We start from the raw sequence: 25,061 nt of genomic DNA on the forward strand, positions 1-25,061 counted from the left end.
CCGTTAACGGGAGCGCTGGGAAGGTGGTGGAATCGAGATTCGCCAGCAGCGATTTTCAGCGCGTCGCCCGATACCATGCTGCAGTTTGCAACAGTCCTTGTTCGACAGTGTGCGGCGGATACCAGCCGAGCGTCTTACCGATGTGCGAGCTATCGAGCCGTAACTCGCCGATCAGCCGGTCGACTTGCGCGGAACGCCCGCTAATCTTGCCCAGCATGCGCAGCACGCTTGGCGGCACAGGCACGAGACGGCACGGCGCGTGAAGTTGCGTCGCGAGCATGCGAGCCAGTTCGGCGACGCTCAAATCGTGCCGGTCCGTCACGTGAAACGTCTCCCCCGCCGCGCGCGGATCGGTCACGGATTGGACGATCGCATCGGCGAGATTATCGACGAACACGAGGCTGCGCCGCGCGGTAATCGCGCCAAGCGGCAGTGGAAGACCTCGGGATATTGCATCCATCAGCTGCAGGAAATTCGCCCGCACGCCCGGCCCATAAACCAGCGGCGGGCGCACCACGACCACTTCCAGTCCGCTTTCACGCGACAAGGCGAAAAGCGCCCGTTCAGCTTCGAGCTTGGATACACCATAAGGATCGCATGGGGCCGGCTCGTCGCTCTCGCGCAGCGGACGGCCCTCATCGCGTTCGCCAATCGCCTTGATACTGCTAACGAATACGAACCGGCGCGCACCGGCGTGGAGCGCTGCCTTGGCAACACGCAACGTCCCTGCAACATTGGTCTCGCGGTAGGCGGCCAGTGGATCGGTACTGGTGTCGCGCATCATGTGCACTCGCGCTGCCAGATGCACCACCGTATCGGGAACGAGCGCCGCAGGCCAGCGACTGCCGACCTCCAGGAAGTCACTCGTTTCGAGAACCCACTCGCGCACTCCGTCGCAAGTAGTGCCCGGCTGGCGCACGACGCCTGTGACGGCGTCTCCGCGCTGCAGGAGAGCACGCGAAACGGCATGACCGACGAAACCGTTCGCGCCAGTGATGAGTACGGTGTGAGTCATGGTGGAATGCGCAAAATAAGGTGGTCCGGCACGAACCTCTGCACGCCGTAAGGTATGCGCGGGCTATGATCCGCGCATCGGCGTCGTTTCGGCCGGCAGAACAGTTCCGGGTTCGGTGCGGATGCACCCGATCGAACAGCAACCCATACGCGGTCTCTCCCGATCCGGTTCACATTCGCTCAGCGGTCGCTACCTGGTCGTACAGCCGTCGGTACGCGCGGCCTAGGGCGGGCGCTGAACACAACCGCTCATAACGGGCCCGCGCCGCCAGTCCCATCTGTCCAGCCAATGTTTCGTCGGCGAGCAACTGGCAAGCAGCCGCGGCGAACTCACGCGGAGATTCGGGCGGAACGACGAAACCAGTCACATTGTGCTCGTTCACAAACGACGTGCCCGAACCGACCTCACAGCAAACCATGGGTTTGCCGAACATCGATGCTTCGACCAGCACCATCCCGAACGCTTCCGAGCGGAGGTGCGAAGGCAGGAGCATCGCACGGCACCCCTTCAGCAATGCGATTTTCTCTTCTTCGCTGACCTGGCCGGCAAAGATGACATTGGAAGCACCGACATCCGCCGCGAGTTTCTTCAGGTTTTGCATCTCTGGCCCCGATCCCGCGATTACCAGGGTTGCCGGAATCAAGGGCGCGGCTTCGATCAGCGTGTGCAAACCCTTGTAGTAGCGCAGTACACCAAGCGAAAGAAAATACGGTTTATCGCCGAGTGCCATGCGGGCGAGCGTTTGCGGTCCGCATCGCTGGGCGAAATCGCTGTTCGCGTAGTCGCCGATCCCTAGCGGTATGACTTGCAGCCGCTGCGGCGCGACCAGCGAAGCCAGTACGGTGCTCGATTTCGCGTAAGCCGGCGAGGTCGCGACGACGGCCGACATCGAAGACAACATGCGCGCCATCAACGGCCCGTATATGGAGCCGAGGAAGCGCTGACGGACGACATCGGAGTGATACGTCATGACGGCGGGTTTGCCGCTGCCGCCCATCATGCGCAACACATCGCCGAACGGCCAGGGGAAATGGAAATGCAGAACGTCGGCCCAGTCCGCGAGCCTACGATACTGCCGGAACGCATCGAGACCGCCAAGATCGCAAGACGCGGGCGCCGCCCATGATTTGGATCGAATCACCTGCCCTTCTGCAACCGTCAGTTCGCGCGGCACAGGCTGAGGTGAAAGCGTAAATATCTTCGATTCGACGCCGCACGCCTTCGTCGCCAGGCTGATTTGCCGGATCGCCTCCTGAAGGCCGCCAGGGGGATCGGGAAAATAAGTGCGGTATATATGCAGCGCCTTCATACGGCTTCCTTCGCGCGGCAGACACGCATGGTTACGGAGCGCTCCGCGCTGGGCGTCCGATTCCGTCGTCGCGTGGTCTGGTGGATTTCGTCGCCCAGCCGGTAAAAGAGCGGGCTCGTGGATTCGCGAGAACGTGGCCGAGCCCGGGCAGCGTTCTCCACCGCACGGTCACGACCGGACATCCTGTCGCGCAAGACTGCCGACATGCGGCTACGCGCGTTGCTGCAATTGCGCCGCGGCCAGACGAGCAAAGCGTTGTGCGCTCAGCGCCCACGTGTCGAATGTGAGACGACGCGGGTCCGGCACCTTGCCTTGCGCGTGCAATTCGAGCCAGCGGTGAATGGCCTGCTCGAGATCCGCCGCCTGCGTGCCGGTGAAATAGAAAGCCGCGTCGCCCGCGACTTCGCGAAAAACCTCGATGTCACGCGCGATCATGGGAAGACCGTGCTTGGCAGCTTCGATCAGCGGCAAACCGTACCCCTCACCTTCCGACGGCGATAGCAGGCAGGATGAAACGGCATAGACCCGTTCGAGATATTCGTCGCTGATGCCTTCCAGCCAGAAAAGGCGCTTGCCGAGTTCCGGGGCGTTGCGGATCGCCTCGACCGTCGCGGGAATGGTGCGCCGGTCGCTGGCAGGCAACGACTTCCACCCCTCGTAACCGACGATCACGAGATTGACGTCCACCCCCGCCTTCCACAGCTGCTCGAAAGCCTGAACCGCCTGCAAGTGCCCTTTGCGCGGTTCGATCGTGCCGACCATCAGAAACGTTGGACGCAGCTTCATCTGCTCCAGGGTCGCCTCCGCGTCGTCGGGCAGACCCGAGCTCGGGAACGATGCGTTGACATCAGCACCGTGATGCGACACCAGCAGGACCGGCTTGCGCGCCTGCGACGCATGGTGATCGGCCAGCCATTGAGCGACGTCTTTGCGCACATGTTCGGAGATGCAGAAAAGCATGTCGGAGTTAGCGCAGATCGTCGCAGCCCACGTCTTATGCGTGTCATGCGCCCACGGCGGGAAAAACTCGGGACGGGTAACTGGCAACAGGTCGTGTACAACGAACCCGATCTGGGCTCCCGCTGAGCGCCAATAGTTATACAGACCGTTCCCAGCCGCGGCAGCGACACCGTCCGAGTACAGGTCGAGCGCGATCAACGCATCGCCTCGTGCGGGGATGACGAGCTCGTCGATCGGATCGACAAGCTCGTAACCGGGCTGCTTCGACAGGTACGTCTGCGCCTTCCGCACGCGCCAGCGGCCGTTTTCCTGATTCAGATACACGGGAACGATGTTGTAGCCGTTCGGCGGGGTCACGAGCAACTCGCGCAGCAGCGAGCGGGCCACGCGCTCGATGCCGGTCTTCAGATCGTTGCGAGCGGTCGCCGAAATATCCAGGTAGATGCTCGGCTTGACGGGCGACGCAAGCAGATTGGTGGCGACCTGCACGCTATGGCGGTCCAGCGCCGCGGAAGGCGGGAACTGACGCCAGAACCGGGTCGCGGTCTGCTTCGTCTGCTGAAGCGCCCGCGTCTCGTACACATGCTCGATCACCGCCGCATAGCCAGCAGTGGTCTTGTGCGGCTCATGATTGTCGTAGATGTACTCTTTCGCTCGTGCGCCGAGCCGCTCGCGCAGCGACGCGTCGCGCCACAGGCGTTCTAGCGCGGCGACGAGATCGCCGGTCTTGAACTCGTCGTCGAGCTTGATCAGCGTGTCATCGGGATACTCGGCCATTGGACCGTTCGCGTTCACGATCAGCGAAACACCATGCACGAGACAGTCGAGCACGGTGCGGGACGTTTCTCCACGCGAACACGTGCGCAACTGTACCGCCACGTCGACAACCGACAGATAGTCGACGAACGACTCGTGGTCGACGAACCCCGTGATGGTGATGCGCGATGCACCTTCACTGCGGCTGATCGTCTCGTCGATGCTGAGGCCGTAGTCCGACTCTTCGCGGCCACCGACGAAAATCAGTTTGCAATGCTTGTCCTTGACGAGCGCCGAACGATCCCACGCTTCGAGCAACGTGTGATTCAGCTTCGTGAAGTCCATGAAGCCGAACGCGCAGACGACGAAATCGTCACTGGCAAGGCCGAGCTTGCGTCGTGCCTCGTTTCGCCGCGTGGTGTCGACAGCCGCTCGATGCTGACGGACGACGCGCATCTTGCCCATGAACGCTTTGCCATAGAAACTGCCGGCGAGTTCACGACTATAGTTCGAGTGAACGATCACCCCGAGCGCGTTCGACATCACGTCCACGCTGCAGGGCCACTGACGCTTCGCGGCCTGGCCGCCTTCGCGCGCATACTGCTCGAGCGCGCCGTAGCCATGCGAACGGACCAGCGCGTGCTTCATCGCGTCCGGCTCGCGACCGGTCATATCCATCCAGAGCACCAGCGAACTCAGATAGAAGTCGTGCGCCACGACAACGCCGGGATAGCGACGCATCAGATCGAACATGTGTTCGTGGAATGGCGAATTGCCCATCTGATACACGACACGATCGAACAGGTCCGCGTTTTGTTCGAACCACGCGATAGGCTTGACGTCGAAGATCTCGCCCGCTGGGCCGGGCAAAACTTCATCTCCCTGCTGATCCGAAATCACAGTGATTTCATACGTCTCGCCGAGCGTCGGCAATAATTCCGACACGTAATCGGCAATGCCCGTGCGTTCGGGCGGCAGCGGCGACACCATCGCAAGGCGTGGCCGACCCACCGGCGTCGCGGCACCGGGCTGCCCGGCACCGCGCCGCGCATCGTGTGCACGACGTTCGAGTTGCGCGGCCACGCCCGACTCGATCGCGCGCAAGGCGCGCTGCGCCGTCTTGTCCCACGAAAATTCCTGTGCCTGCTGAAGCGCGCTTGCGCGCAGAGACTGGCGGAACGAGTCGTCAGTAAGCGCTTTGGTCATCAACTCGCGAAGCTGCGAAAGCGACGCCGGATCGAACATCGCGTCTTCGCGCCCGATGACCTCGGGTACGCTCGTCGCATTCGAGCCGAGTACCACCGCACCGCACGCCATCGCCTCGAGCGGCGGCAGCCCGAAGCCTTCATGAAACGACGGAAAGACGAACAGTTCGCATGCCCGATACAGCGAAAGCAGGTCCTGGTCCGTTACATGCCCCAGTACGCGCAGCTGATCCGGTTCGAGCCCGACTTCCGCGGCGAGAGTCTCGATCTGTCTGATCCGCTCTTCGTCGGCGCCCCCGACGAGGACGACCTGACGCCCGTTGCGCAGCTCGGCCGGCATCGATGCGAAGGCCCGGACGAGTTGCGCAAAATTCTTGCGCGGTTCGAGATTACCGGCGCTCATGACGAACCGTTCGGCAAGACCGAACTTGTCGCGTAGCGCAGCAAGTTCGCCTGGCGCAAACCCTCCCGGTGTGAACATACTGTCGCAAGCTGTCGACATGTTCACAATTCGGCCTTCCATCTCCGGCAGTGCGCCAAGGCACTCCAACCGCGCGTAATCCGAGATCGACAGAAGCAGATCTGCGCGTCTTAGCGATTCGATCTTGAGATCGTAGTAATTCTTGTAGTGAGCGGGCCAGTGAGGATCCGGATTCAAATAGGGAATCAGATCGTACAAGGTCACGGCCGTGAATGGACCATCCCCGAGCAAGCCCACGGAAGTTACCGCGTCGTCGACGAAACCTTCGAACAGACTGGTGAGGAACACCGCGTCCGGATTGATCGACTGGATCAGACGCTCGCGGGCCAACTCCGCCAGACGCGCGCGGGCCTCGTTAGCCGTATCGAATGCGGCAACAGGACCTTCAGCATCGAAAACGATGATGTCTTCGGCAGGCACATCGGCCTGCAGCTGCTGGCGCAGCTCGTCGAGTCCTTCGGTGTATAGACCATTAAGCAGCAACTTGATCGAATGGTCTCCGCGGTTGCGTAGCACACCCTTGACGAGCGCGAGCGAATAGCGACCGATACCACGAAAACGGCTGGCCGATTGACAACCTTGAAGGTCTAGTACGATTTTCACAGTTATTTCTTCGCGAGCAGGATGGATTATCCGAGCAGTGACCGGTAGCAACGCACGATTTCAGGCATGACGAGCGGCCAAAGCAAACGATGGCGCGCAGCCCATATCGAGCGATCCGGCGACGATGCGATGGCCGCAGCAATCCCCGCACGCAACGAGTCTCTTGACTTCGGATCGACCCAGGTGACGGAGTCACCGAAATATTCTGTCGTGGAGCCGACTTGCGTCAGCAGCACTTTGGCGCCCAGCGCAGCGGCCTCAATCGCAGCGATGCTCGGCGTCTCGAGCAGGCTCGGCATGGCGAAGAACTCGCAACCGGCCATCGCCGAGCGCAACATCTCCGACGCGTACGGAAGCGTTCCAACGATTTTCAACTGATCGCCACCCGCCTCGATACAGGCACGTGCGTATTGCTTGTCGCGCGCGGCCCCGGCGATGACGAACTGCAGGTCAGGCCGCTCTTCGCGCAACACCCGAATAAACTCGAGCTGGTTTTTGCGCGGCTCGAGATTCGCAACATTCAGTACAAACGGGCCATCGATATCGTGAGCTTCGCGAAACACGTTGGTGTCGGCGGGCACGAGAAAATCCGCCTCGGCGGCGTTGTACACGCAATGAAATTTTTCGCGCGCGATGCCGAAAACATCGCTCAACGCGTCGCCTTCCATGTGCGAATTGACGATCACCCGATCAGCCAATTCCAGGATATTCCATATCGCCGCATAGGGATAGTCGTCTTTCGTCTCGCGCGTGATCCACAGGTTCGGATTCACGACGAGCTTGAGCCCGCGCTTCTTCGCGAAATCACACATTTCGACAACGCCGGGCATGACCGAGAACGCGTGGAAGATCTGATAGTCATCCAACGAGGGGTTCCACATGTCGTACAGATCGGCCTGCACGCCGAACCGCGGCAGGTGATGCGCATACGCCGCCATCTGCCGCTCACCGCCGCCGGGGACGTCCATCGCCCAAGGGTAGTTGTAGAAAAGCGCTTTCATTCATTGTCCCGAGTCAACGCGTCACGAGACGCAACAATTGTTATTTGCAGAATCACGACTGGTTCCACACCGTATGCATCAACCAGTCACGCCCCGTCACACCCGATGCCTCATCCGAAACAAGAAACGCCACCAGGTTGGCCACTTCGGCTGGCGTATTGAACCGCTTCAACTCGAGCGGCGCACAGGTTTCTTCATAAAACTGCTGCGCGCTGATACCTCGTTCGGAAGCCATCCGTTCGATATCCTTGAATGACATCTCCGTGCCCACCCAACCCGGACACACAGCATTCACGGTAATGCCTTCGGCGCCCAGCTCTTTCGCCCAGCATTTCGTCATGCCGATCAGGCCGAACTTCGACGCGCAATAGGCCGAATAGCCGGCCCGGCCTTCCTGCCCAAGTTGCGATGCAATGTTGACGATACGTCCCGGACGCGCCAGCCGAGCGATCAGGCCCTTCGTCAGCAGATATGGGCCGATGAGGTTGGTGCCCAATACTTCGTCCAACGGATCGTCGCCACTGTCCAGCAGGCCGAAGGTCTTGCAAATCCCGGCGTTATTGACAATGGCCCACAGTTCATCCCGCCAGCTGCTCGCGAATCGACTGACCGCCTGGGCGTCGGCAAGATCCAGCGCATGAACGCGCGCCTGCATATCGGTCACGAACGGCTCGCCGCGAAGTGCGTCTGCCGATGCTTCGCTGCTCGTCAACAGGTCCAGAGCATACCCCTTCCCTGCCAGCGTTTGCGCGATCGACAGCCCGATGCCGCGACTCGCACCTGTCACGAGAATGCGTTTCGTCATGTTCCGATACTCCAGAAAAATTCGTCGCCGCGCATCTTTCCGACTGCGCGCATCAACTGCATCGCCGACTCGGGCCACGACAGCACTTCCATGTTGTCCGGAAAGAGTATCTCGCCGTTCGCGCGCTGGCTGATCCACTGCTGAAGCAGCGCGTGCAACTCAGTGTGCGACGAACCGGTGAAATAGGTCGCCGCATCTGCGCAAATTTCGCGGAACACCGGAATGCTGCGGGCGATCAACGGAAGCCGGTAGTGCGCGGCCTCGACGAGCGGCAAGCCGAAGCCTTCGGCGCACGACAGCGCAAGCAGCGCCGACGACGCCATGTACACTTCTCTCAGATACTCGTCGCTAATGCCGTCGAGCCAGAACAACTGCCTGCCCAGGCGCGGATGGGTCTTGAGCCGCTCGATCAGCCGCTCGATCTTCCAGCCCGCCCGCCCGACGAAGACCAGATTGACGTCTTTGCCTTCGGCCCACAGTGCCTCGATCGCATCGAGCGCCAGTTCATGCCCTTTGCGCGGTTCGAGCGTGCCCACCATCAGGAAAGTCGTAGCGGACTTGAGGCGCGCCAGTACTTCGCCAGCTTCTGCTGGCAGTCCAGTCGAGGGAATGCTTTCCGCGATGTCTGAACCGAGATGGAAGTAACCTAGCTGAGGCGGCTCGGGGCGCCTCAACGGATGTTGCCTGATCCATGCCTGCACGTCGGTTCGCACCGACTCCGAGATACAGATCAGTCCATCGCCTTCCTCGCTGACGCAATCGAACCAGTAGTTGAAAAGCTGCAGGTAGTCATTGCCTTCGAACCAGGCATTCGTCCCTTCGAACCATTCTGGGTACATCAGAGGTATCAGGTCGTAGACGACGAAGTAAATGCCGACTCCGTGCGAGCGAAAACGAACCAGTTCCTCGCGCAACGACCGCGTGATGTTGTACGCGAGGTCGACGCTCAGAAAGATGTCGCCCGCAGCGGGCTCGATCGCAATTTCGTCGGGCGATTCCGGTTGCCCTGTCAATTGGTGCTCAGCCAGAGAAGTCGCCGTCACGAACCGGCCGCTCGAGCCGTCGCCACGTACGGCCACTACTTTCCAGTCTTTCGGAGGTCGCTGCCTCAACGCTTGAAGCAATGCCCGCGTGACCCGCTGGATGCCCGTGCCCTTGTCGAAGCCGGCAAGTTCGGTCACGTCAAAATATAGTCGATGGCGCATGAACCGTTCGTATCAATAGTGTGCTTGACGTTGTCCCCAAAGGAATCCATCGTCTATCTGGGTTGTCGCCCCCATCTACGCAAAGTCCGGCATCGCGTGTGACTCGATGCCGGACTCGCGCACAACCCGTCGACCGCAGTTAGCTGACGCGCCGTGCGTCGCGCTGGCCCTGCTGGCGATTCTTTTCGATGGCTTCGAAGATCACGGATTGCTCAATGTAGTGACCGAAGTTGCCATTGTTGGTCGGCGCCATGACGCCGGCCGTCCGGACGAGACCCATATAAGCCTTGCCGCTCAAAAAGTGCTTGTCATAGCGGATTTTTTCCCATAGATCCGACAGCGAGAAAGCTTCCGGTACCGTGGTGGGCAAGCCCATACGGCGGAACACGTCGTAATGTAGCTCGACCGTTTCCTCGTCGGACAAGCCGAGCAGCAATGCCACTTCCGCCGATACGCACATGCCGATCGATATCGCCTCTCCGTGGTACACGTCGCCCTCGGACAGGTGTTCGACGGCATGGCCGATCGCGTGCCCGTATTGCTTGAGCGTTTCATCGTAATCCGAATCGAGATCGCCGCTCATCACCTCGAGCTTCAGTTCAATCGACTTCTTTACAACTTCGGTCAGGAAGTCCGGATCCACCAGATGCTCGCTGTTGGACATCAGGTACGACAGGAATTTGGTGTCCTGACAGATCGCATGCTTGATCGTTTCGGCAAGGCCGTCGCGAATCAGACGAACGTCGAGTGTTCGCAGCACGAGCGGATCGACCACGATCTTCGACGCCGGGTAATAACTGCCGATCAGGTTCTTGCCGTGATCGAAGTTGATCGCCTGCTTGAAGTCGATCGCCGCGTCCACCTGCGACAGCAGGCTCGTCGGAAAATGCACGAGGCCGATACCGCGATACAGCGTCGAGGCGAGAAAGCCCGCGAGATTGTTCACCACGCCGCCGCCCAGACTGAAGATCACGGAATGCTTGTCGAATCCGTAGTCGAGCGCCTTCTCGACCAGCTGAGAGTAGATCTTGAAGCTCTTTGAGGCTTCGCTTGCCGGCACGACCAACGTACGCACCGACCGCCCCGAGCGCTCGATTCCTTCGAGCACGCGGCGCAGGTACAGCTTTTCCACATTCTTGTCCGTCACCAGCAGGTGCTTGGACTCTTTCCGGATGTGGTTGAACACGCCCATTTCGTCGAGATGACGCAGGGAATCCTTCTGAACAATGACCTCGCTAACCAGCCTCTTGTCAGCGTGGAAATTGAAGTGGCGTACGTCTGTCTGGTCGCTCATATGAATCTGATGCACGGCAGCCCGTGCCGAATGAATTGAAGACGCGGTTAAGACCGCACGCGCAAGACCCGGACCAACGGCTCCAGACATTGCGGCATCAGGTACTGGTTGTGTACATTGCGCTGCAACTGGGGCGACACCGGCGTATTAAGCGCCGCTTCGACGCCCTTCTGGATCGATTCGGTCGACATCGGATCGACCTGATGAACCAGTTCGTTGCCGAAATGCTCTTGCGTCCACGGCCCGCTCGACAGCACCATCGGTACGCGTGCCAGCGCCGCCTCGAACGCGGAGAAGCCGGCGGGCTCGAGCGACACTTCGATGAACGCCTTGCAGCCGCGCACAGCCGAGCGAAGAATTTCCGACTTCGGCGCCAGGTACGGGAGGAACTTGAAGTGCGCCGGCGCGGCTTTCACACAAGCTTCGTAATATTCGCGGTCGCGGTAGTCGCCTACGAATACGAGCGGAATTCTGGAGTCGCGCAGAGCATGGATAGCCGCAAGCTGGTTCTTACGCTCTTCGATGATACCGACCGACAGCAGATAATCGTCGACCTTATAAGCCTGTTTGAAGAGATCGCCGCTGATCAGCTCTTCGAAGCAGGAATCAGCGCCCCAACGACAAAACGCGACTTTCGACTGGTCGACGGGAACGTGCGCGTTGACATTCTCAAACTCTGATTTCGACTTGAAAACGATCATGTCGGCCAGAGCGAAGAACGCCGCGGCGGAATTCTTCTCCCCTTGCGACGGCTCCTTCGACCACCACAGGCTCGGCATCAGCACGAGCTTCTTGCCCTCCGCCTTGACTTCGCGAACGAATTCCATGCCGGTTGGGATAACGGAATAGTGCAGCACGACGTCGTATTTGTTCAGCGGTTGGGCCGTCGGGCCATACAGGTCCGCTCGCACACCAAGCTGCCGCAGGTTCACCATCAGGTCGACGAGTTCGAGCTCACCGCCGCCGCGATGCAAGAACGCAGCCGGATAAGTGGTAATAAGTACACGCGAATCGGTCATTCAACGCTCCATTTAATGTCGCCAGCCAACGGGTCGGTGCTCGACTCGACCGGCTCGGCCCATACCAGATCCAGCATTTTAGCGGTTCGGGCATCCCAGGTATTATCGCCCACGTATTGGCGCGCCTCCACGGGATCGAGCCTGCCGCGTTGCAACTGCCGCTCGATAGCGGCGATGAACGCTTCGGGCGAGCCGCCCACCTCCAGCCCCGCGAGGCGTTCCTTCGTAAAGTCGAGCGGCGTCGCGACGACCGGCAGCCCGGCCGCGAGGTACTCGAAGAACTTCATCGGAAACATCGACCGGGTGTAATTGTTCAGCAGCGTCGGCAGCAGGCCGACGTTCATGCCTCGCAAATACGAGGGCAGTTGCTGATAGCTCCGATACCCCAGGAAATGAACGTTCGGCAGCGCCCTGAGCCGCGCAACCATTTCGCTTCGCTGACCTTCCCGCTCTTCACCGATAAAAATCCACTGCCAGTCCGGTCGCCGTTTCGCCGCTTCGTGGATCAGCGGAAAGTCGACCTTAAAGTCCGACAGCACACCGTGATAAATCAGCCGGGGGGCGGGGATCGATGCGACATCGGGCGGCAGTTCGCTTCCTTCGAATGCTCGCCCGAAATGGCGCGCATCCACCACATTCGCGAAGTAATGAGTGTTGGCGTTGTAGCGCAGACAGTGATCGCGAAGCGCGACTGCCGTGGTGAAAACGGCCTTGCTCTGCGCCAACAATTGCTGCTGCGCGACATCGAAAGCCTCGACGTCGACGCCCGGGATGGCCGCCAGATCGTCCACACAGTGATAGACGAAGGCGCCATGCGGCAAGTCTTCGATCGCGCCCAGCATGAAAGGGTGATACGTCCAGACGAGCGGATCGGCAAACCGATGCTTCCGCGTGAACCGGGCAATGCTCCATTTCAGCAAGGCCTGATTGAACATCCGGAACATCGGCATGTGATGCCTGGCCGGAATCATCAGTGGCGATAGGACCCAGACGTTTTTCTCGCGCTGCGGTGGCGCAACGAAATTCGAACGCAAGCCGCTCCACAGCCGCCGCCAGATTCTTGCCCAATCCTTCCCGCTCGACACCTTCGGCGAGCGCAGCCCCGGACTTTCCACATACAGCACGCGCCAGCCATTCTGCGCGAGGATATGCGCGGTGTGCTGCTTGTTCGTCCAGTAGGGTTCGTCCCAATCGGCGGTCGAAAACAGAATGCAATCGGTCGTTCGCCGCCTGGCGTGCACGCCCTCACCCATTGAAGGCCTCGACTGCATGATCCAACAGGCTCGCCACCATACGTTCGGAGGCGCGACCATCTCCATACGGATTCGGCCGGTTGCGCAGCGCCCGGCGCCGCTCCGGATCGTCGAGCCAGTCGATCACCGCGGCTTCGATGCTTTCCGGACGCTGACCGGCAAGCGTCGAGAAGCCGGCATCGACGCCTTCCCTTCGCTCGGTATGACTGCGCATCACGACGACGGGTACGCCGAAGGTCGGCGCCTCTTCCTGGATGCCGCCCGAATCGCTGATCACCAGCGCACTGCGGCTCATCAGGTACAAGCTGGACGGGTAATCGACGGGCTCGATCAGTGCGAGATTGCGAATGTTGCCGAGTTCTTGCATGACCGGCTCACGCACGGCGGGATTCAGATGGACGGGGAAAACCCATTGGTATTGCCCGTATCGGCTGCACAACGTGCGTAGCACATGGCAAATCCCCAGCAGCGTGTCGCCGAAATTCTCTCGCCGGTGACACGTCACCAGGATCGTCTCGCGGCCTGCCTCGCCGCCCGCAGGCAGCACCAGACTCTGCGATGCGCGCTGCCACGAATCGCGCGCCATCATGATCGCATCGACGACGGTATTTCCGGTCACCATGATCTTCGAGTCGTCGATGCCTTCGCGCAGCAGATTTTGCCGCGCGAGTTGCGTAGGTGCGAAATGACGGCTGACGATGCGGCCAAGCAGACTCCGATTGGCTTCTTCGGGGAACGGGTTCTGCAGGTCACCGGTACGCAGGCCGGCTTCCACGTGGGCGACCCGAATGCCCCGGTGAAACGCCGCGAGGCCCGCGCAAAACGCCGTGGTCGTATCACCTTGCACGACGACCCAGTCAGGCCGCACGCGGGAGAATACCTCGTCCATTTCCGTGAGCAGACGCGCCGAGAGGATGTTCAGCGAACTGCCAGGGCTCATCGTTTCCACACTGACATCGGGCACGATGCCGAAGAAATCCAGTGCCTGCGCGAGCATTTCGCGATGCTGGCCGGTCGCGCACACGATCGTATCGACCTGCTTGCGCAGTGCCGCGACGACGGGCGCCAGCTTGATGACTTCGGGGCGCGTCCCCATGACGACCATGATTTTCATGTCAGGCGTGTCCCGTTCAAGGCTTGCACCGATTCGCCCTGCCATTCGAGCGTCATGCCATACGGCGTCGGCGCCGCCGCCGAAAGCTGCACGCGCCACGCTCCGTCATCGGCAATCACATTGGCCAGCGATTTCGCGCGCAGGAAATCCATTGCGTCGTCTTCGTGCATGAAGAGCGGCTTGCGAGCCCGCGCCTGCATATAAGCGATGAACTGCTGGTGCGCCTCGATTCGCGCATCCTCGTCTGGCCAGCCATATTGATACCGCTCGGAGAATGGATGATCGAGATAGCCGAATAGCGTGTGACTGTCGAAGGCCAGATCGAAAGCCTGTTTGAATACCGCGAGCGGGTCGCCCGAAGCCAGCATGCAGTCGCCATGCAGCATCGTTTGCTGGCTATGGCCGATGAACCCGGCGGGAAGGCCTGCAAGGCCACCACCACGGGCTATCAGGAACTCGGGGTCGTTGCGGATGATGCCGCCGATACAGCCGGCGTAGCCCGCATCCGATAGGGCCGCGAGCGCATAGGGCGGACTTTGGTGAAAGGGCGATACGGCATACCGCACCGGCTTGCGAATCACCTCTTCAATGAGCCGCATGGATTCGCTGCCTTCGACCAGTGCGGCCTCCAAAGAGCCGCCCCAGTTGGGCGCGTGCGTCGCTGTATGCGACAGGATTGCGGCGAGCGGATCGGCGGCCAGTTCGCGCAGGATTCTGTGATTAGCCTCGTTGCCGAGATTGCTCGTATGCACGGCCAGCGAGAACGGAACGCCGAGACGGCGGTACGCATTCCACAGCGGCCGTGCCGATTCGACGTCCTCGTCGCAATCGAGTCGTGAAGTGATTGCCGCATCGTGGCCCCAAGGAATCTCTGTGAGCACAGGCTGGCATGCGGTTCGATCGCTCCGATGCGATGACACGAAGTTTTCGACCAGGCGCCATTCGAACGAATCGATGGGTCCAACTGGCCGGTTGAACCACAACACGCTGGCGGCATCGCGTTCCCACAGCGCGGCATAGGTAAAACCGCGCTCGTCGTCGATATCCACCGAAGCGAGACGGCAATCTTGCGGCGCGTCGATCGGTGCGCTGGTCGCCCAAATCGAGCCGTCTGCGCGAATGGCCCCGAAGCCGAGGTTGTTCCACTCGTCGGTAAAGTCAAAGCGCTCGAACGGCCGGAGCCACGCGCGCCCGCCAAGTTGCGACGCGCGTTTCGTATAACGCACGACGGCGCGGCTTTGCGCGGTCTCGCGACTGGGAGCCGAAGGACTGCGCGCTGCCTGCTGGAAGCCGTCCGGCCAGGGGCGTTCCTGGCAGCCGAGCTCGCTTGCCAGCGAAAGAGGCAGCCGCCCGAATACGATGAGCTTGTTGCGCGGTTTGCCCAACCATTGCACCAGCGCATCGCCCCATGCATCGGGAACGTCGACGGCCGTAACGATCGTCGCTCCAAGATCGCGCAACATGCCCGGCGAAATGGCGCGAGCACCGGTCGAGCTGACCGAGCGGCGCAGTGCGGCCAGCACATACTCGCCGGCTTCCTTCGAGGCGCAGGAGTGGAGTACGCCGATCATGCGGTCACCACATGGCGGAATTTGGCCCGGCGTCCGACGCGAAGGAGTTCGCCGTGACCGACATACGAAATCGCGAAGGCGTCCTTCCAGTAACCCTTCAGCTTGCGCGTCGTATCCTCCTCGTTCGCCCACGGTTCGAGCACGATGCGCAGTGTCGGCGGAGAAGTGCGCAGGTCGATCTGGAACTCCTGGATGCCGCCGACGCGATGGTCGAGCATGTCCTGAATATGGTGCGTCGGATGTGCGACGCCGTTGATCGGAACCACATCGTGAATTCGCCCGACGACGTCGGTCAGGAACAGACCGGTGCTGCGTTCTTCGACGGTCGCGAGGTCGCCCGTGGCATAGCGGATCAGCGGCATCAGGCGGTTTCGGAAACCGGTGAAAACCAGTTCATTCCTGCCGTCCGCGCCGTCGCCCGCATCGCTGGGGACCGGACGGTTTTCCGGCCACCCCTCGGATTCGAGGATCTGGAAACCGTTCTGGTGTCCATCGAGCTCGTAGGCCATCACGCCCAACTCTGCCAGACCGTAGCGATTGATCACGCGGCAGCGCAGCGCTCTTTCGATCACTTCGCGCTGATGCGCCTCGAGCAGCTCCCCGCTGGATTCGAATATTTCGAAGGCTTTGCCGGTTTGGTATTTGCGCTCGATATAGCATGCGAGCGCGTACATCGTCGACGGGTGGCCATGCGCGAGATAAGGCCTGCGTCGCTTGAGCGTGCGCCACATCTCCTCGAGTCCTTCGTCATCGATCCGATCGAAAAAGATGTTGCTGCGGTTCATCGCGAAGCATTTGAAATCCTCGCGCGATGGCCATTGGGGCACGACCTCGTCGGGAAACCGGCAGGCGAAATGCAATTCGGATCGGTAACCGCGCTTGCCTGCGCGGCGTCGCGCGTAGAACGTGACGGCCGACGAATAGTCGGCGGCTTCCTGGTCGTAAAAGATCGTGCAGGACAATCCCGTCGAACCGCCGGTCTTGCAGGCGTGATGGCGCGTACCTTCAAGCGGGCGAGAGAACAGGCGTGCGCCCTGCTCGCGAATGACGTCCTTGGTCAGATACGGGAGTTCTTCCAGATAGCGCGGGTCCTTCCCTGCCTTGATGGGATCGAACTGCTTTTCGCGAAACAGATCGCGATAGTAAGGAACGTGCTCGCCAGCGAATTGCAGGATCGATGTGAGGCGCTCAAGCGCGATGCGGCGCCGCGCTTCGAATGGCAGCTGGTAGTGCCGACGGAGTTCGGCGATCTTCGGCCGCACGCTGCGCTTTTCCCGGCTTTCGGCAATCGGATAGGCGACGTATGCGCCTGCAACGCCCTTCAACAGGCGGAACGGTTGATGCAAAAACAACGATTCGCCATAGCGAACCAGAGGGTGATCTGCGCGCATGGATGCATGCCTTAGCTTTGCCCCGGTTTAGCAGGAGCCGAAATAGAATAAGCTTCGAGCCACGCGGCCCGGACGGGCCGCGGCCTTTCGCTTGACACAGGTCAAACGGACGAAGCCGGAAGGCTCAGAGCTTCCGCTTCCACCGGACGAACCACCGGTTCGTCCGCTGTCACTTTCCCATGCTCGAGGCTGATCTTGCGGGTGCAGACCCGCTCGATCAAACCCGGATCGTGCGTTGCGACGACCACGATGGATGCATTACCGACAAGCGTCTCGAGACGTTGCGCAGCCTTGACGCTGAAATCGGCGTCACCGACGCTCAGCCATTCGTCCATAATCAGAATGTCTGCTTCGATGCTGGTCGAAATAGCAAACGCAAGCCGCAGCATCATCCCGCTGGAATACGTTCGAACCGGCAGATTCAGGTATTCGCCGAGATCGCTGAATTCGGCAATTTCATCGATTTTGGCTCGGATCCTGGCCGGCTTCAAACCGTCGATCACGCCTCGCAGATAGATGTTTTCGAAGCCGGTGGCATCTGGATCGAGGCCCATCGACACATCGAGCAGCGAAGCAATCTTGCCACGCACCGTCAGCTTGCCACGCACCGGCTCATAGACGCCGGAGAGCGTTCGCAACAACGTCGTCTTGCCGGAGCCGTTGTGCCCGACGAGTCCGACGCGCTCACCGTCCTGGAAGGTGAAATTGAGGTCGTCGAGAGCCCGTACGATCGCGTGATGGCCGGCATCCTGCCCGATGCGACCGCCCGTCGTCAGATTCAGCACAGCCTTTTTCAGAGAACGATGAGAATTCTCGTAAATCGGGAACTCGACGTAAATTCCCTCGGCAACAATAGATGAACTCACGATATCAAAGCCAATAGGGAACGCGATTGCGAGCGCGACGCATCAGGAACTGCGAAAAAGCAAAGCCGACGATCAGCAAGCCGATCGACCAGACCCACGACTCCCAATGGATCGGGCGGCCGGTGATCGGCGCACGCACCGTTTCGATCAGGTGATACAGCGGATTGTATTCGGCAACCCATGCACGGTCTTTCAGGATTTCCGGCGACCACATGACAGGGGTAAAAAAGAAAACCACCTGAATGAGATTGGTCACGATCGGCGGAATATCGCGGAAACGCGCACACAGCACACCCAATGTGACACCAACCCAGATGCCATGCAGCAGCAGCATGAACAACCCGATAGGCACCAGCAGGAACTCGAAAGTTGGCCAACGACCGAAGACAATCAGCAGAACCACCACGACGGGCAGGCTGTGCAGCAGAATCACGAAATTGCGCCACACGATTCTGCACACATGAATGGTCAGCGGTATGCGTATCTGCTTGATCAGATAGGATGCGCCAATGAACGCATTGCAGCCCTCGTTCGCGACTGAAGACAGATAGCCCCAGATGACCAGCCCCACGGCCAGATAAGGCAGATAGTCCTCGACGTTCTGGTGCAGCAGCGTCGAGTACAACGCGCCCAACACCAGAACCATGATGGCCGTGCTGAGCGTGAACCAGAACGGGCCGATGACCGAGCGGCGGTAGCGCTGACGAATGTCGTGCCAGCCGAGCGTTCCCCACACGCGCACGGACCTGATTCCGACCGCCAGGTCATCGCTTCCGCTATGAGCTGCAAGGTCGGACTTGCCGCGATCGATTGCTGCTATGTCCATCTCAGGCCCTTCCGTACACGTCCTCGAAGCGGACAATGTCGTCCTCGCCGAGGTATTCGCCACTCTGCACCTCGATCATCACGAGACCGATCACGCCAGGGTTCTCGAGCCGATGCTTGTGGCCGGCAGGAATATACGTCGACTCGTTGGTCGAAACGAATAGCGTGTTCTCGCCGTTGGTCACCTTCGCCATGCCGCTGACGACGATCCAGTGCTCGCTACGATGATGATGCATCTGCAGGCTGAGACTGGCGCCCGGCTTGACCTCGATGCGCTTGATCTTGAACCGCGACGCGTCTTCGAGGACCGTATAAGTACCCCATGGCCGATGTACCGTGCGATGCAACTTGTGCGCCTCATGGCCGCGGGCCTTGAGTTTCGAATAGATGTGACGAACGTCCTGCGCACGGTCCCGGTCCGCCACGAGCAGCGCATCCGGCGTATCGATCACGATCAAGTTTTGTACACCCACCGCACCGATGACCCTTTCGCGGCTCATCAAATAACAGTTCTCGACGTCGTGCAGCATCGCATCGCCTTCTACCCGATTGCCGTTGCCATCGGGCTTGCACAGATCGCTGAGCGCGGTCCATGAACCGATGTCGCTCCAGCCGATAGAACACGGTACGACCGCCGCCTTATCACAACTCTCCATGACTGCGTAGTCGATGGAATCATCCGGTACGGCGCTGAAGGTTTTCGGTTCGAGTTGAACCTGCGTCCAGCCGTTGCCCTCGGAAATGCGGGAGACCTTCATGCAAGCGTCGACCGCCTCGACGATTTGCGGACAGTGTCGACGCATCTCGCTCAGCATGGCGGCAGCGGTGAAACAGAACATTCCCGAGTTCCACAAGAAACGCTCGCAGGCCACATATTCGCGCGCCGTTTCAAGCGGCGGCTTTTCAATAAAACGCACGACCGCGTTGCCGTCCGCCTCGATGTATCCGTAACCCGTCTCGGGCCGGTCAGGCTGGATACCAAACGTTACAATTTTACCTTCCTGCGCGAGCGCCGTTGCGCGCTCGACGGCAGCCGCAAAAGCGGCCTGGTCGGAGATGAGGTGGTCGGCGGCCAGCACGAGCATGACCGCGTCCGGGCCTTTCTTTCCGGCGATATGGAGAGCGGCTGCCGCAATCGCAGCGGCGGTGTTGCGGCCGAAAGGCTCGCAGATGAACGACGCGGCCACATTGTCGGTATTCACCTCGCGGAACTCGTCCTCGGCTTTGAAAAAGAGTTCGCGGTTCGCGACCGTCAGAACCTCATTCACATGCGGCAGAGCGACAGCCCTCAAGAAAGCCTTCTGCAGCAGACTTTGTCCATCCGAAAGACGAATGAAAGGCTTGGGGTGCAGCTCACGGGAGACCGGCCACAGTCGGGATCCCGCACCTCCGCATAGGATGATAGGTGTCAAACTCACAAATTCCTCTCTGTCAACTTTGGAAGCGGCGCTTCGCAGTCTTGATATTGGTGCGGCCAAGGGTTTGACGGGTGCGCGTTGCGCAAACCAGGTTCATACATTCGGCCGCTTTAACCTCGAACGAATTGATCATTCTATCGTACGGCGTAGGGCGCTGAACACAGCGAAGGGATTGTAGGGCCGCATTGACACTGGCGGAGCGTGGCAATGCTACAAATTGCAAGCGGCAGAAACCCGAGAAGCGGTAAATAACGGACCGAGTCGTGCCGCCGCGCCCGGTTTCGACGAACGTCGCCACGCTCAACAGTGAATGATGCGTTCCGTTGTCGGCCCGCATACCTAGGCCCATGAACTGGAGGCGTGACATGGTGGCATCCACATCCCGCAATTGAACGGTGTTTCGAATTTGTTGCGAATGACGGTTCGGCATCTGCAGCGATGCCCCCGGTGCGCTGGAATCCAGATTGCCTACCATCCGGCGTGACGGCCGCAATGGTATGAGTCCGCACTGTTTAGCGCCAGCCACCCGCCAACGGGGCAGACGCTGCTGGCTTTCCCCAGCGCGGCCGCTCGCCAGGCAGCGCTGGCGCTTACAATCGCGGGTCTTCGCCGCCAACCATCCATTTGATGGTTTCGGAAAAGTCGAATGGCTGCACGCCGGGCACGAGACGACGCAATTTCTCGGTCGAACCCACCAGGACTCTGACCTCGTTGGCCCGAACGAACGCCGGATTGACACGCACCTCGAGCTGGTGTCCGGAGACCTCGCTCACTGCCTCGAGCACTTGCTGAAGCGTATAAGGCTTGCCGCTGCACACATTCACTACCTCGGATTCGACATTCGACTCCAGCAGTCCGCGATAGACCTTCGCGACCGTGCGCACGTCGGAAAAGTCGCGCGCCACATCCAGATTGCCTAATTCGATGACAGGCAGTCGCTTGACGAAGTGCGAAACGATCTTTGGGATCAGGAAACGCTCAGCCTGGCCACGCCCGGTGTAGTTGAACGGACGCACGATCACGATCGGCAACCGGTCAAACCACGTCTTGACCAGATGCTCCATCGCAAGCTTGCTGGCCGCGTAATGATTAATGGGCGCCGGGATCACACCTTCGTCGATCACGCCGCCGGAATTGCCATAGACGTTCGCGCTGCTGACAATCAGAATCTTGTCCGGCCGGTGGCCGACGTCGGCGCAGGCCTGAAGCAGATTGAGCGTACCAAGCACGTTGACCCGGTACATGTCGAGTGTCACTTCGTGCGCGACGAAGCTGATTGCAGCCAGATGCGCGATGCAATCAGGGCGGACCGCCTCGATCACGCGACGGCAATCGTCGAGCGACGTGATGTCGAGCTGCAGCTCGCTTCCTTGCCGAAGATCGCCGACACAGGTACCCGTCACCTCATACCCGGCGCTCAGCAGTTCCTCGCGAAGATAAGCGCCCGTAAAGCCATGGGCACCTGTGATCAAGACGCGGCGCATAGGCATATCAGAACGAGAAACCAATCTGGTTGCGGCGCCGATCCGACTCGACCATCAGTGTGCACAACTCTTCGAGCGTAGTGCGTGGCGTCCAGCCAAGTTTTTCCTTCGCCTTGGTGGCGTCGCCGATCAACAGATCGACTTCCGCCGGACGATAGAACTCCGGATTCACACGCACCAGTACCTTGCCGTTGGATACGTCGAGCCCTTCTTCTTTCTCCGCCTTGCCACGCCACTCGATGTCCGTGCCGATAGCACGGAAGGCCATCGATACGAAATCGCGCACGGTCTCAGTGCGGTTGGTCGCAAGAACGAAGGTGTCCGGCTCGTCGGCTTGCAGCATGCGGTACATGCCTTCGACGTATTCCTTCGCGAAACCCCAGTCGCGCTTCGCGTCGATATTGCCGAGTTCCAGCACGTCGAGCTTGCCGAGCGAAATCTTGGCGACCGAGTCCGTAATCTTCCGTGTGACGAATTCACGGCCGCGCAGCGGCGATTCGTGATTGAACAGAATGCCGCTCGAGCCAAAAATATCGTAAGACTCGCGATAATTGACCGTGATCCAGTGTGCGTAAAGTTTCGCTACGCCGTACGGACTGCGCGGATGGAACGGGGTGTCTTCCTTTTGGGGGATCGCCTGCACCTTGCCGAACATTTCGGAGGTGGACGCCTGATAGAAGCGAATCGAGCGATCGACGATGCGGATCGCCTCGAGCACGTTCAGCGCCCCGACACCGGTGATCTCAGCCGTAGTGGCCGGCTGCTGGAACGACACGCCGACGAAGCTCTGCGCCGCCAAGTTATACACCTCGCGCGGCTTGGCCATTTCGAGCAGGCGAATCGTTGCGCCGAGATCGGTCAGGTCGTGCTCGACCAGATGAAGCTTCGGATGCTGCAATACACCCACTTCATCGAGACGCCAAAAGTTGACCGAGCTGGTACGCCGATACGTGCCATAGACGTCGTAGCCACGTTCGAGGAGCAATTGCGTCAGATACGCACCATCTTGCCCGGTAATGCCAGTCACCACAGCGCTCGTCAAGTCCTTCTCCTTCAGTAAGCCGCTCACGCAAGTCCCCGCGTTGAGCATGGGTAATAATGAACGCCGATTATAGCCGACGGGGCAACCCTGCCGGGGCGCCGAGATAGTCGCGGACGGCGCACGTGCCAGCTGCCGACCGATTCCGCTGGGTATCGATGGACGGGCTCCGGGACCGAATCCGCCGGCACGCTGACACGCGACGAGCATGCGATTCGCCCCGGCACCGAGTCCGTCACTCAGCCCGCGAACGCGCACCACGCTGGCAGAAGCTCGATCTTCCTGGCGGTAAGCGCGCGCTCGCAAGACTGGGTGATGACGAGCCCGTGCGCGTCCAGCGTGTCCTGGATGTGATCCCGGCCGGAATAGCGCAGGTTCTCGCGCACATTCGGCGCTGGAGAAATGCTTACGCGCCGCCCTGCCAGCTCGGCAGTGAGCGGCGCAAATACATCCTTGTTCGTTTCGATGTCCGGGACGTCGATAAAGATCGGCCCTCTGAAGCCGCTAGCCAACACGTACGCTGCCACCGTCCTGGCCACTGCAACCCCGGCCGGCAGCGTCGGCGGGGGCGCGCCACGCCTGAGGACCAATACCGACCTGATATCTTCGAATTGCACGACAGTGAGCAGAGCGACGACGAGCGCGAACACGGTGATGCCGGACCGCCACGATCCGCTCGATCGGGCGCGCACATGCCGGTAGAGGTTCGAGAATACGACGAGCAAAACCGGATAGACCACGAACCATCCATAGCGCCCCGAGGCGCGGAAGGGCGACACCAGCCCCAGTAACGCGCGTGGAAGCTCGATTCCGAACACCAGCGAGGAGCCCAGATAGACCTGATTCGAAAGACTCAGTATCGTCAGCGCCAGCCATAGCGACCAGACGGGTGCGTCGACGCCTGCAACGATCCGGCGCCCGAGCATGAACCCCGCCATCAGGACGAACAGCAAGAGGCCGAGACCGAGATATTGATAACCCTCGTACTGTCCGGCAGTGCCGATCGGCAGCGTCGATACATACCTCGACGTATCTTCTCCGTCTGCGCCTAGCGGATTGATGAACGCATTCAGGTTCATCGAGTAGAAGCCGAAGCCGCTGCTGTCATCACGGAAATGCTGGAAATAGCCGGCCGCGAACATTGCCGACAGCATGAGCGCGAGAATGATGCAAGCCTGACGCGCAACGAAGCGCAGCGTTGCCGTATCAGCGCGGTAGCTGCATGGACGCCACTGTGTCAGCACCGCCATCAGCACGAGAGGCGGCGTGAAATAGAAGTGCGTGAATACCGAAAAGACGATTAGCGCGAGAAAAATGCGCAACCGGTCGCTAGACGTCATCGACGCGGACAGAAGCGTGCCCCAACCGATGATGATCAGAAAATGCGGCAACAGGTTGAGATGGCCTACCCGGTAGTAAAACGTCGGCAGAAGCCCGATCAACAGCGCGCCCAGGAACGCGCACACCGATGAGACTGCGAGCTGCCTCAGCGCCCAATAAATGGACCAGAATTGCAGCAACGCGCACAGATAAACCCAGGCGCCGTAGGTCTGCGCCGCCGGGCCGAGGAACGGCGCGAGCAACTTCGTGACGATCGCCAATAGCAGGTTACCGTCCATGAACACGATGTTTGCGCCCACCGGAAAATCGCTCGTCTCGATATGTCCTAGCGGAAACTGCCACGACGAGCTACGGAACAGGTTGAGCGCGGCCAGATTCCTCCGGTAGTCGCCGAGGTACAACCATTCGAGATGCGAAGGATGCAATGCCGACAGACCCATCCAACCGTCAAAGATGAATACCGATACCGCCAACAGCAGCGCGTACGCGACGAGATCGAGCGATACGCGCGGCGCACGCTTGGGTGCGGGCGCATCGACGAGGCCATTCGGTCTTGAATCGACGGACATGGATCGAAGACGTCCAGTGACGATGATTCGGATGCGGGGCGCCGCCGCACGCTTGCATCAGGCAAAGACGAACCGCCTGTCGAGTCGGTACTTCACGACATAGCCGATCGTCAGGCCGATGGCGCCGCCGAGGAAGCGTGCCGGCTCGGAATGAAAGATGGCGTCGGCGCCAAACTCGAATCCCCAGAAGATGAACGTGGTCGCCACGCCCATCAACGAATACAGAAAGAAGCTCGCCACCCCATGCGAAAGATTATTGTGGCGGTAGCGAAAAATCCAGATCTTGTCGAGGACGAACTTCAGTACGAGACCGCCTCCGGTGCCGACCACCACCGAGAGCATGACGTCGAAAGGACCCTCGTACACAATCAGCGACAGCTTTTGCAGGCCGATGTTCACGACGATCGACAGGGCCGCGAAGACTGCATAAAGAATGACGAGGTGGGGGGTGGCGAGAGGTTTGGCCGATGAATTCACGGTATCGTTGCGTTGATCTATCGACTGTCTGAAAGCGGTCGGCCTGCGCGAGCGCGACTG

The 25,061-nt window shown here is 60.3% G+C and carries 20 protein-coding genes; all 20 read right to left on the bottom strand.

What is annotated here, in order from left to right:
• Nucleotides 1–55: 55 nt before the first annotated feature.
• Nucleotides 56–1,015 carry a UDP-glucose 4-epimerase family protein gene (locus VSR82_RS12145; RefSeq protein WP_152850826.1) on the bottom strand — a complete coding sequence of 320 codons (960 nt, stop codon included), beginning with the start codon at nucleotides 1,013–1,015 and terminating at the stop codon, nucleotides 56–58.
• Between the two features lie 169 nt (nucleotides 1,016–1,184).
• Entirely contained in the window at nucleotides 1,185–2,324 is a 1,140-nt protein-coding gene (locus VSR82_RS12150; protein WP_410851340.1) for a glycosyltransferase, read from the bottom strand.
• A 210-nt stretch (nucleotides 2,325–2,534) separates the two neighbouring features.
• On the bottom strand, nucleotides 2,535–6,329 hold the full coding sequence (locus tag VSR82_RS12155) for a glycosyltransferase (protein WP_498857714.1): 3,795 nt from the start codon (nucleotides 6,327–6,329) through the stop codon (nucleotides 2,535–2,537).
• 26 nt (nucleotides 6,330–6,355) lie between these two features.
• Nucleotides 6,356–7,297 carry a glycosyltransferase gene (locus VSR82_RS12160; RefSeq protein ID WP_498857715.1) on the bottom strand — a complete coding sequence of 314 codons (942 nt, stop codon included), beginning with the start codon at nucleotides 7,295–7,297 and terminating at the stop codon, nucleotides 6,356–6,358.
• Between the two features lie 85 nt (nucleotides 7,298–7,382).
• Nucleotides 7,383–8,135, bottom strand: a complete 753-nt coding sequence (locus VSR82_RS12165; protein ID WP_368585879.1) for an SDR family NAD(P)-dependent oxidoreductase — start codon at nucleotides 8,133–8,135, stop codon at nucleotides 7,383–7,385.
• Complete coding sequence (locus tag VSR82_RS12170; RefSeq protein WP_429460721.1) at nucleotides 8,132–9,340, bottom strand: glycosyltransferase family 4 protein; 1,209 nt, start codon at nucleotides 9,338–9,340, stop codon at nucleotides 8,132–8,134. The genes VSR82_RS12165 and VSR82_RS12170 overlap by 4 nt, the downstream gene beginning before the upstream one ends.
• A 139-nt stretch (nucleotides 9,341–9,479) precedes the next feature.
• Nucleotides 9,480–10,634, bottom strand: a complete 1,155-nt coding sequence (locus VSR82_RS12175; protein WP_368585877.1) for a 2-deoxy-scyllo-inosose synthase — start codon at nucleotides 10,632–10,634, stop codon at nucleotides 9,480–9,482.
• A gap of 47 nt (nucleotides 10,635–10,681) precedes the next feature.
• Complete coding sequence (locus tag VSR82_RS12180) at nucleotides 10,682–11,653, bottom strand: glycosyltransferase (protein ID WP_152850832.1); 972 nt, start codon at nucleotides 11,651–11,653, stop codon at nucleotides 10,682–10,684.
• The gene (locus tag VSR82_RS12185) at nucleotides 11,650–12,906 is read right to left on the bottom strand and encodes a glycosyltransferase (RefSeq protein ID WP_368585876.1); all 1,257 of its coding nucleotides are present in this window, start codon (nucleotides 12,904–12,906) and stop codon (nucleotides 11,650–11,652) included. Before VSR82_RS12185 ends, VSR82_RS12180 begins: the two co-directional genes overlap by 4 nt.
• Entirely contained in the window at nucleotides 12,899–14,020 is a 1,122-nt protein-coding gene (wecB, locus tag VSR82_RS12190; protein ID WP_368585875.1) for a non-hydrolyzing UDP-N-acetylglucosamine 2-epimerase, read from the bottom strand. Before wecB ends, VSR82_RS12185 begins: the two co-directional genes overlap by 8 nt.
• On the bottom strand, nucleotides 14,017–15,591 hold the full coding sequence (locus VSR82_RS12195; RefSeq protein WP_498857716.1) for a polysaccharide deacetylase family protein: 1,575 nt from the start codon (nucleotides 15,589–15,591) through the stop codon (nucleotides 14,017–14,019). Before VSR82_RS12195 ends, wecB begins: the two co-directional genes overlap by 4 nt.
• Nucleotides 15,588–16,982, bottom strand: coding sequence for a phenylacetate--CoA ligase family protein (locus VSR82_RS12200; protein ID WP_368585873.1), 1,395 nt, complete (start codon nucleotides 16,980–16,982; stop codon nucleotides 15,588–15,590). The genes VSR82_RS12195 and VSR82_RS12200 overlap by 4 nt, the downstream gene beginning before the upstream one ends.
• A gap of 101 nt (nucleotides 16,983–17,083) precedes the next feature.
• Complete coding sequence (locus VSR82_RS12205; protein WP_321576738.1) at nucleotides 17,084–17,851, bottom strand: ABC transporter ATP-binding protein; 768 nt, start codon at nucleotides 17,849–17,851, stop codon at nucleotides 17,084–17,086.
• A 1-nt stretch (nucleotide 17,852) separates the two neighbouring features.
• Nucleotides 17,853–18,674, bottom strand: a complete 822-nt coding sequence (locus tag VSR82_RS12210; RefSeq protein ID WP_152850837.1) for an ABC transporter permease — start codon at nucleotides 18,672–18,674, stop codon at nucleotides 17,853–17,855.
• A gap of 1 nt (nucleotide 18,675) precedes the next feature.
• The gene (locus VSR82_RS12215) at nucleotides 18,676–20,091 is read right to left on the bottom strand and encodes a mannose-1-phosphate guanylyltransferase/mannose-6-phosphate isomerase (RefSeq protein ID WP_321576734.1); all 1,416 of its coding nucleotides are present in this window, start codon (nucleotides 20,089–20,091) and stop codon (nucleotides 18,676–18,678) included.
• A 13-nt stretch (nucleotides 20,092–20,104) separates the two neighbouring features.
• On the bottom strand, nucleotides 20,105–20,566 hold the full coding sequence (locus tag VSR82_RS12220; RefSeq protein ID WP_429460728.1) for a hypothetical protein: 462 nt from the start codon (nucleotides 20,564–20,566) through the stop codon (nucleotides 20,105–20,107).
• Nucleotides 20,567–20,681: 115 nt separating this feature from the next.
• On the bottom strand, nucleotides 20,682–21,581 hold the full coding sequence (locus VSR82_RS12225; protein ID WP_368585871.1) for a GDP-mannose 4,6-dehydratase: 900 nt from the start codon (nucleotides 21,579–21,581) through the stop codon (nucleotides 20,682–20,684).
• A 1-nt stretch (nucleotide 21,582) separates the two neighbouring features.
• Nucleotides 21,583–22,617: a GDP-mannose 4,6-dehydratase gene (gene gmd / locus VSR82_RS12230; RefSeq protein WP_152850929.1), complete on the bottom strand. Its 1,035-nt coding sequence runs from the start codon at nucleotides 22,615–22,617 to the stop codon at nucleotides 21,583–21,585.
• Nucleotides 22,618–22,853: 236 nt separating this feature from the next.
• Nucleotides 22,854–24,524, bottom strand: coding sequence for a DUF6311 domain-containing protein (locus VSR82_RS12235; RefSeq protein WP_429460730.1), 1,671 nt, complete (start codon nucleotides 24,522–24,524; stop codon nucleotides 22,854–22,856).
• Between the two features lie 57 nt (nucleotides 24,525–24,581).
• A complete protein-coding gene (locus VSR82_RS12240) occupies nucleotides 24,582–25,001 on the bottom strand; it encodes a GtrA family protein (protein ID WP_368585869.1) in 420 nt (139 codons plus the stop codon).
• Between the last annotated feature and the right edge of the window lie 60 nt (nucleotides 25,002–25,061).

The organism is Burkholderia sp. JPY481 (genome assembly GCF_038900515.1).
Lineage (GTDB): Bacteria > Pseudomonadota > Gammaproteobacteria > Burkholderiales > Burkholderiaceae > Paraburkholderia > Paraburkholderia youngii.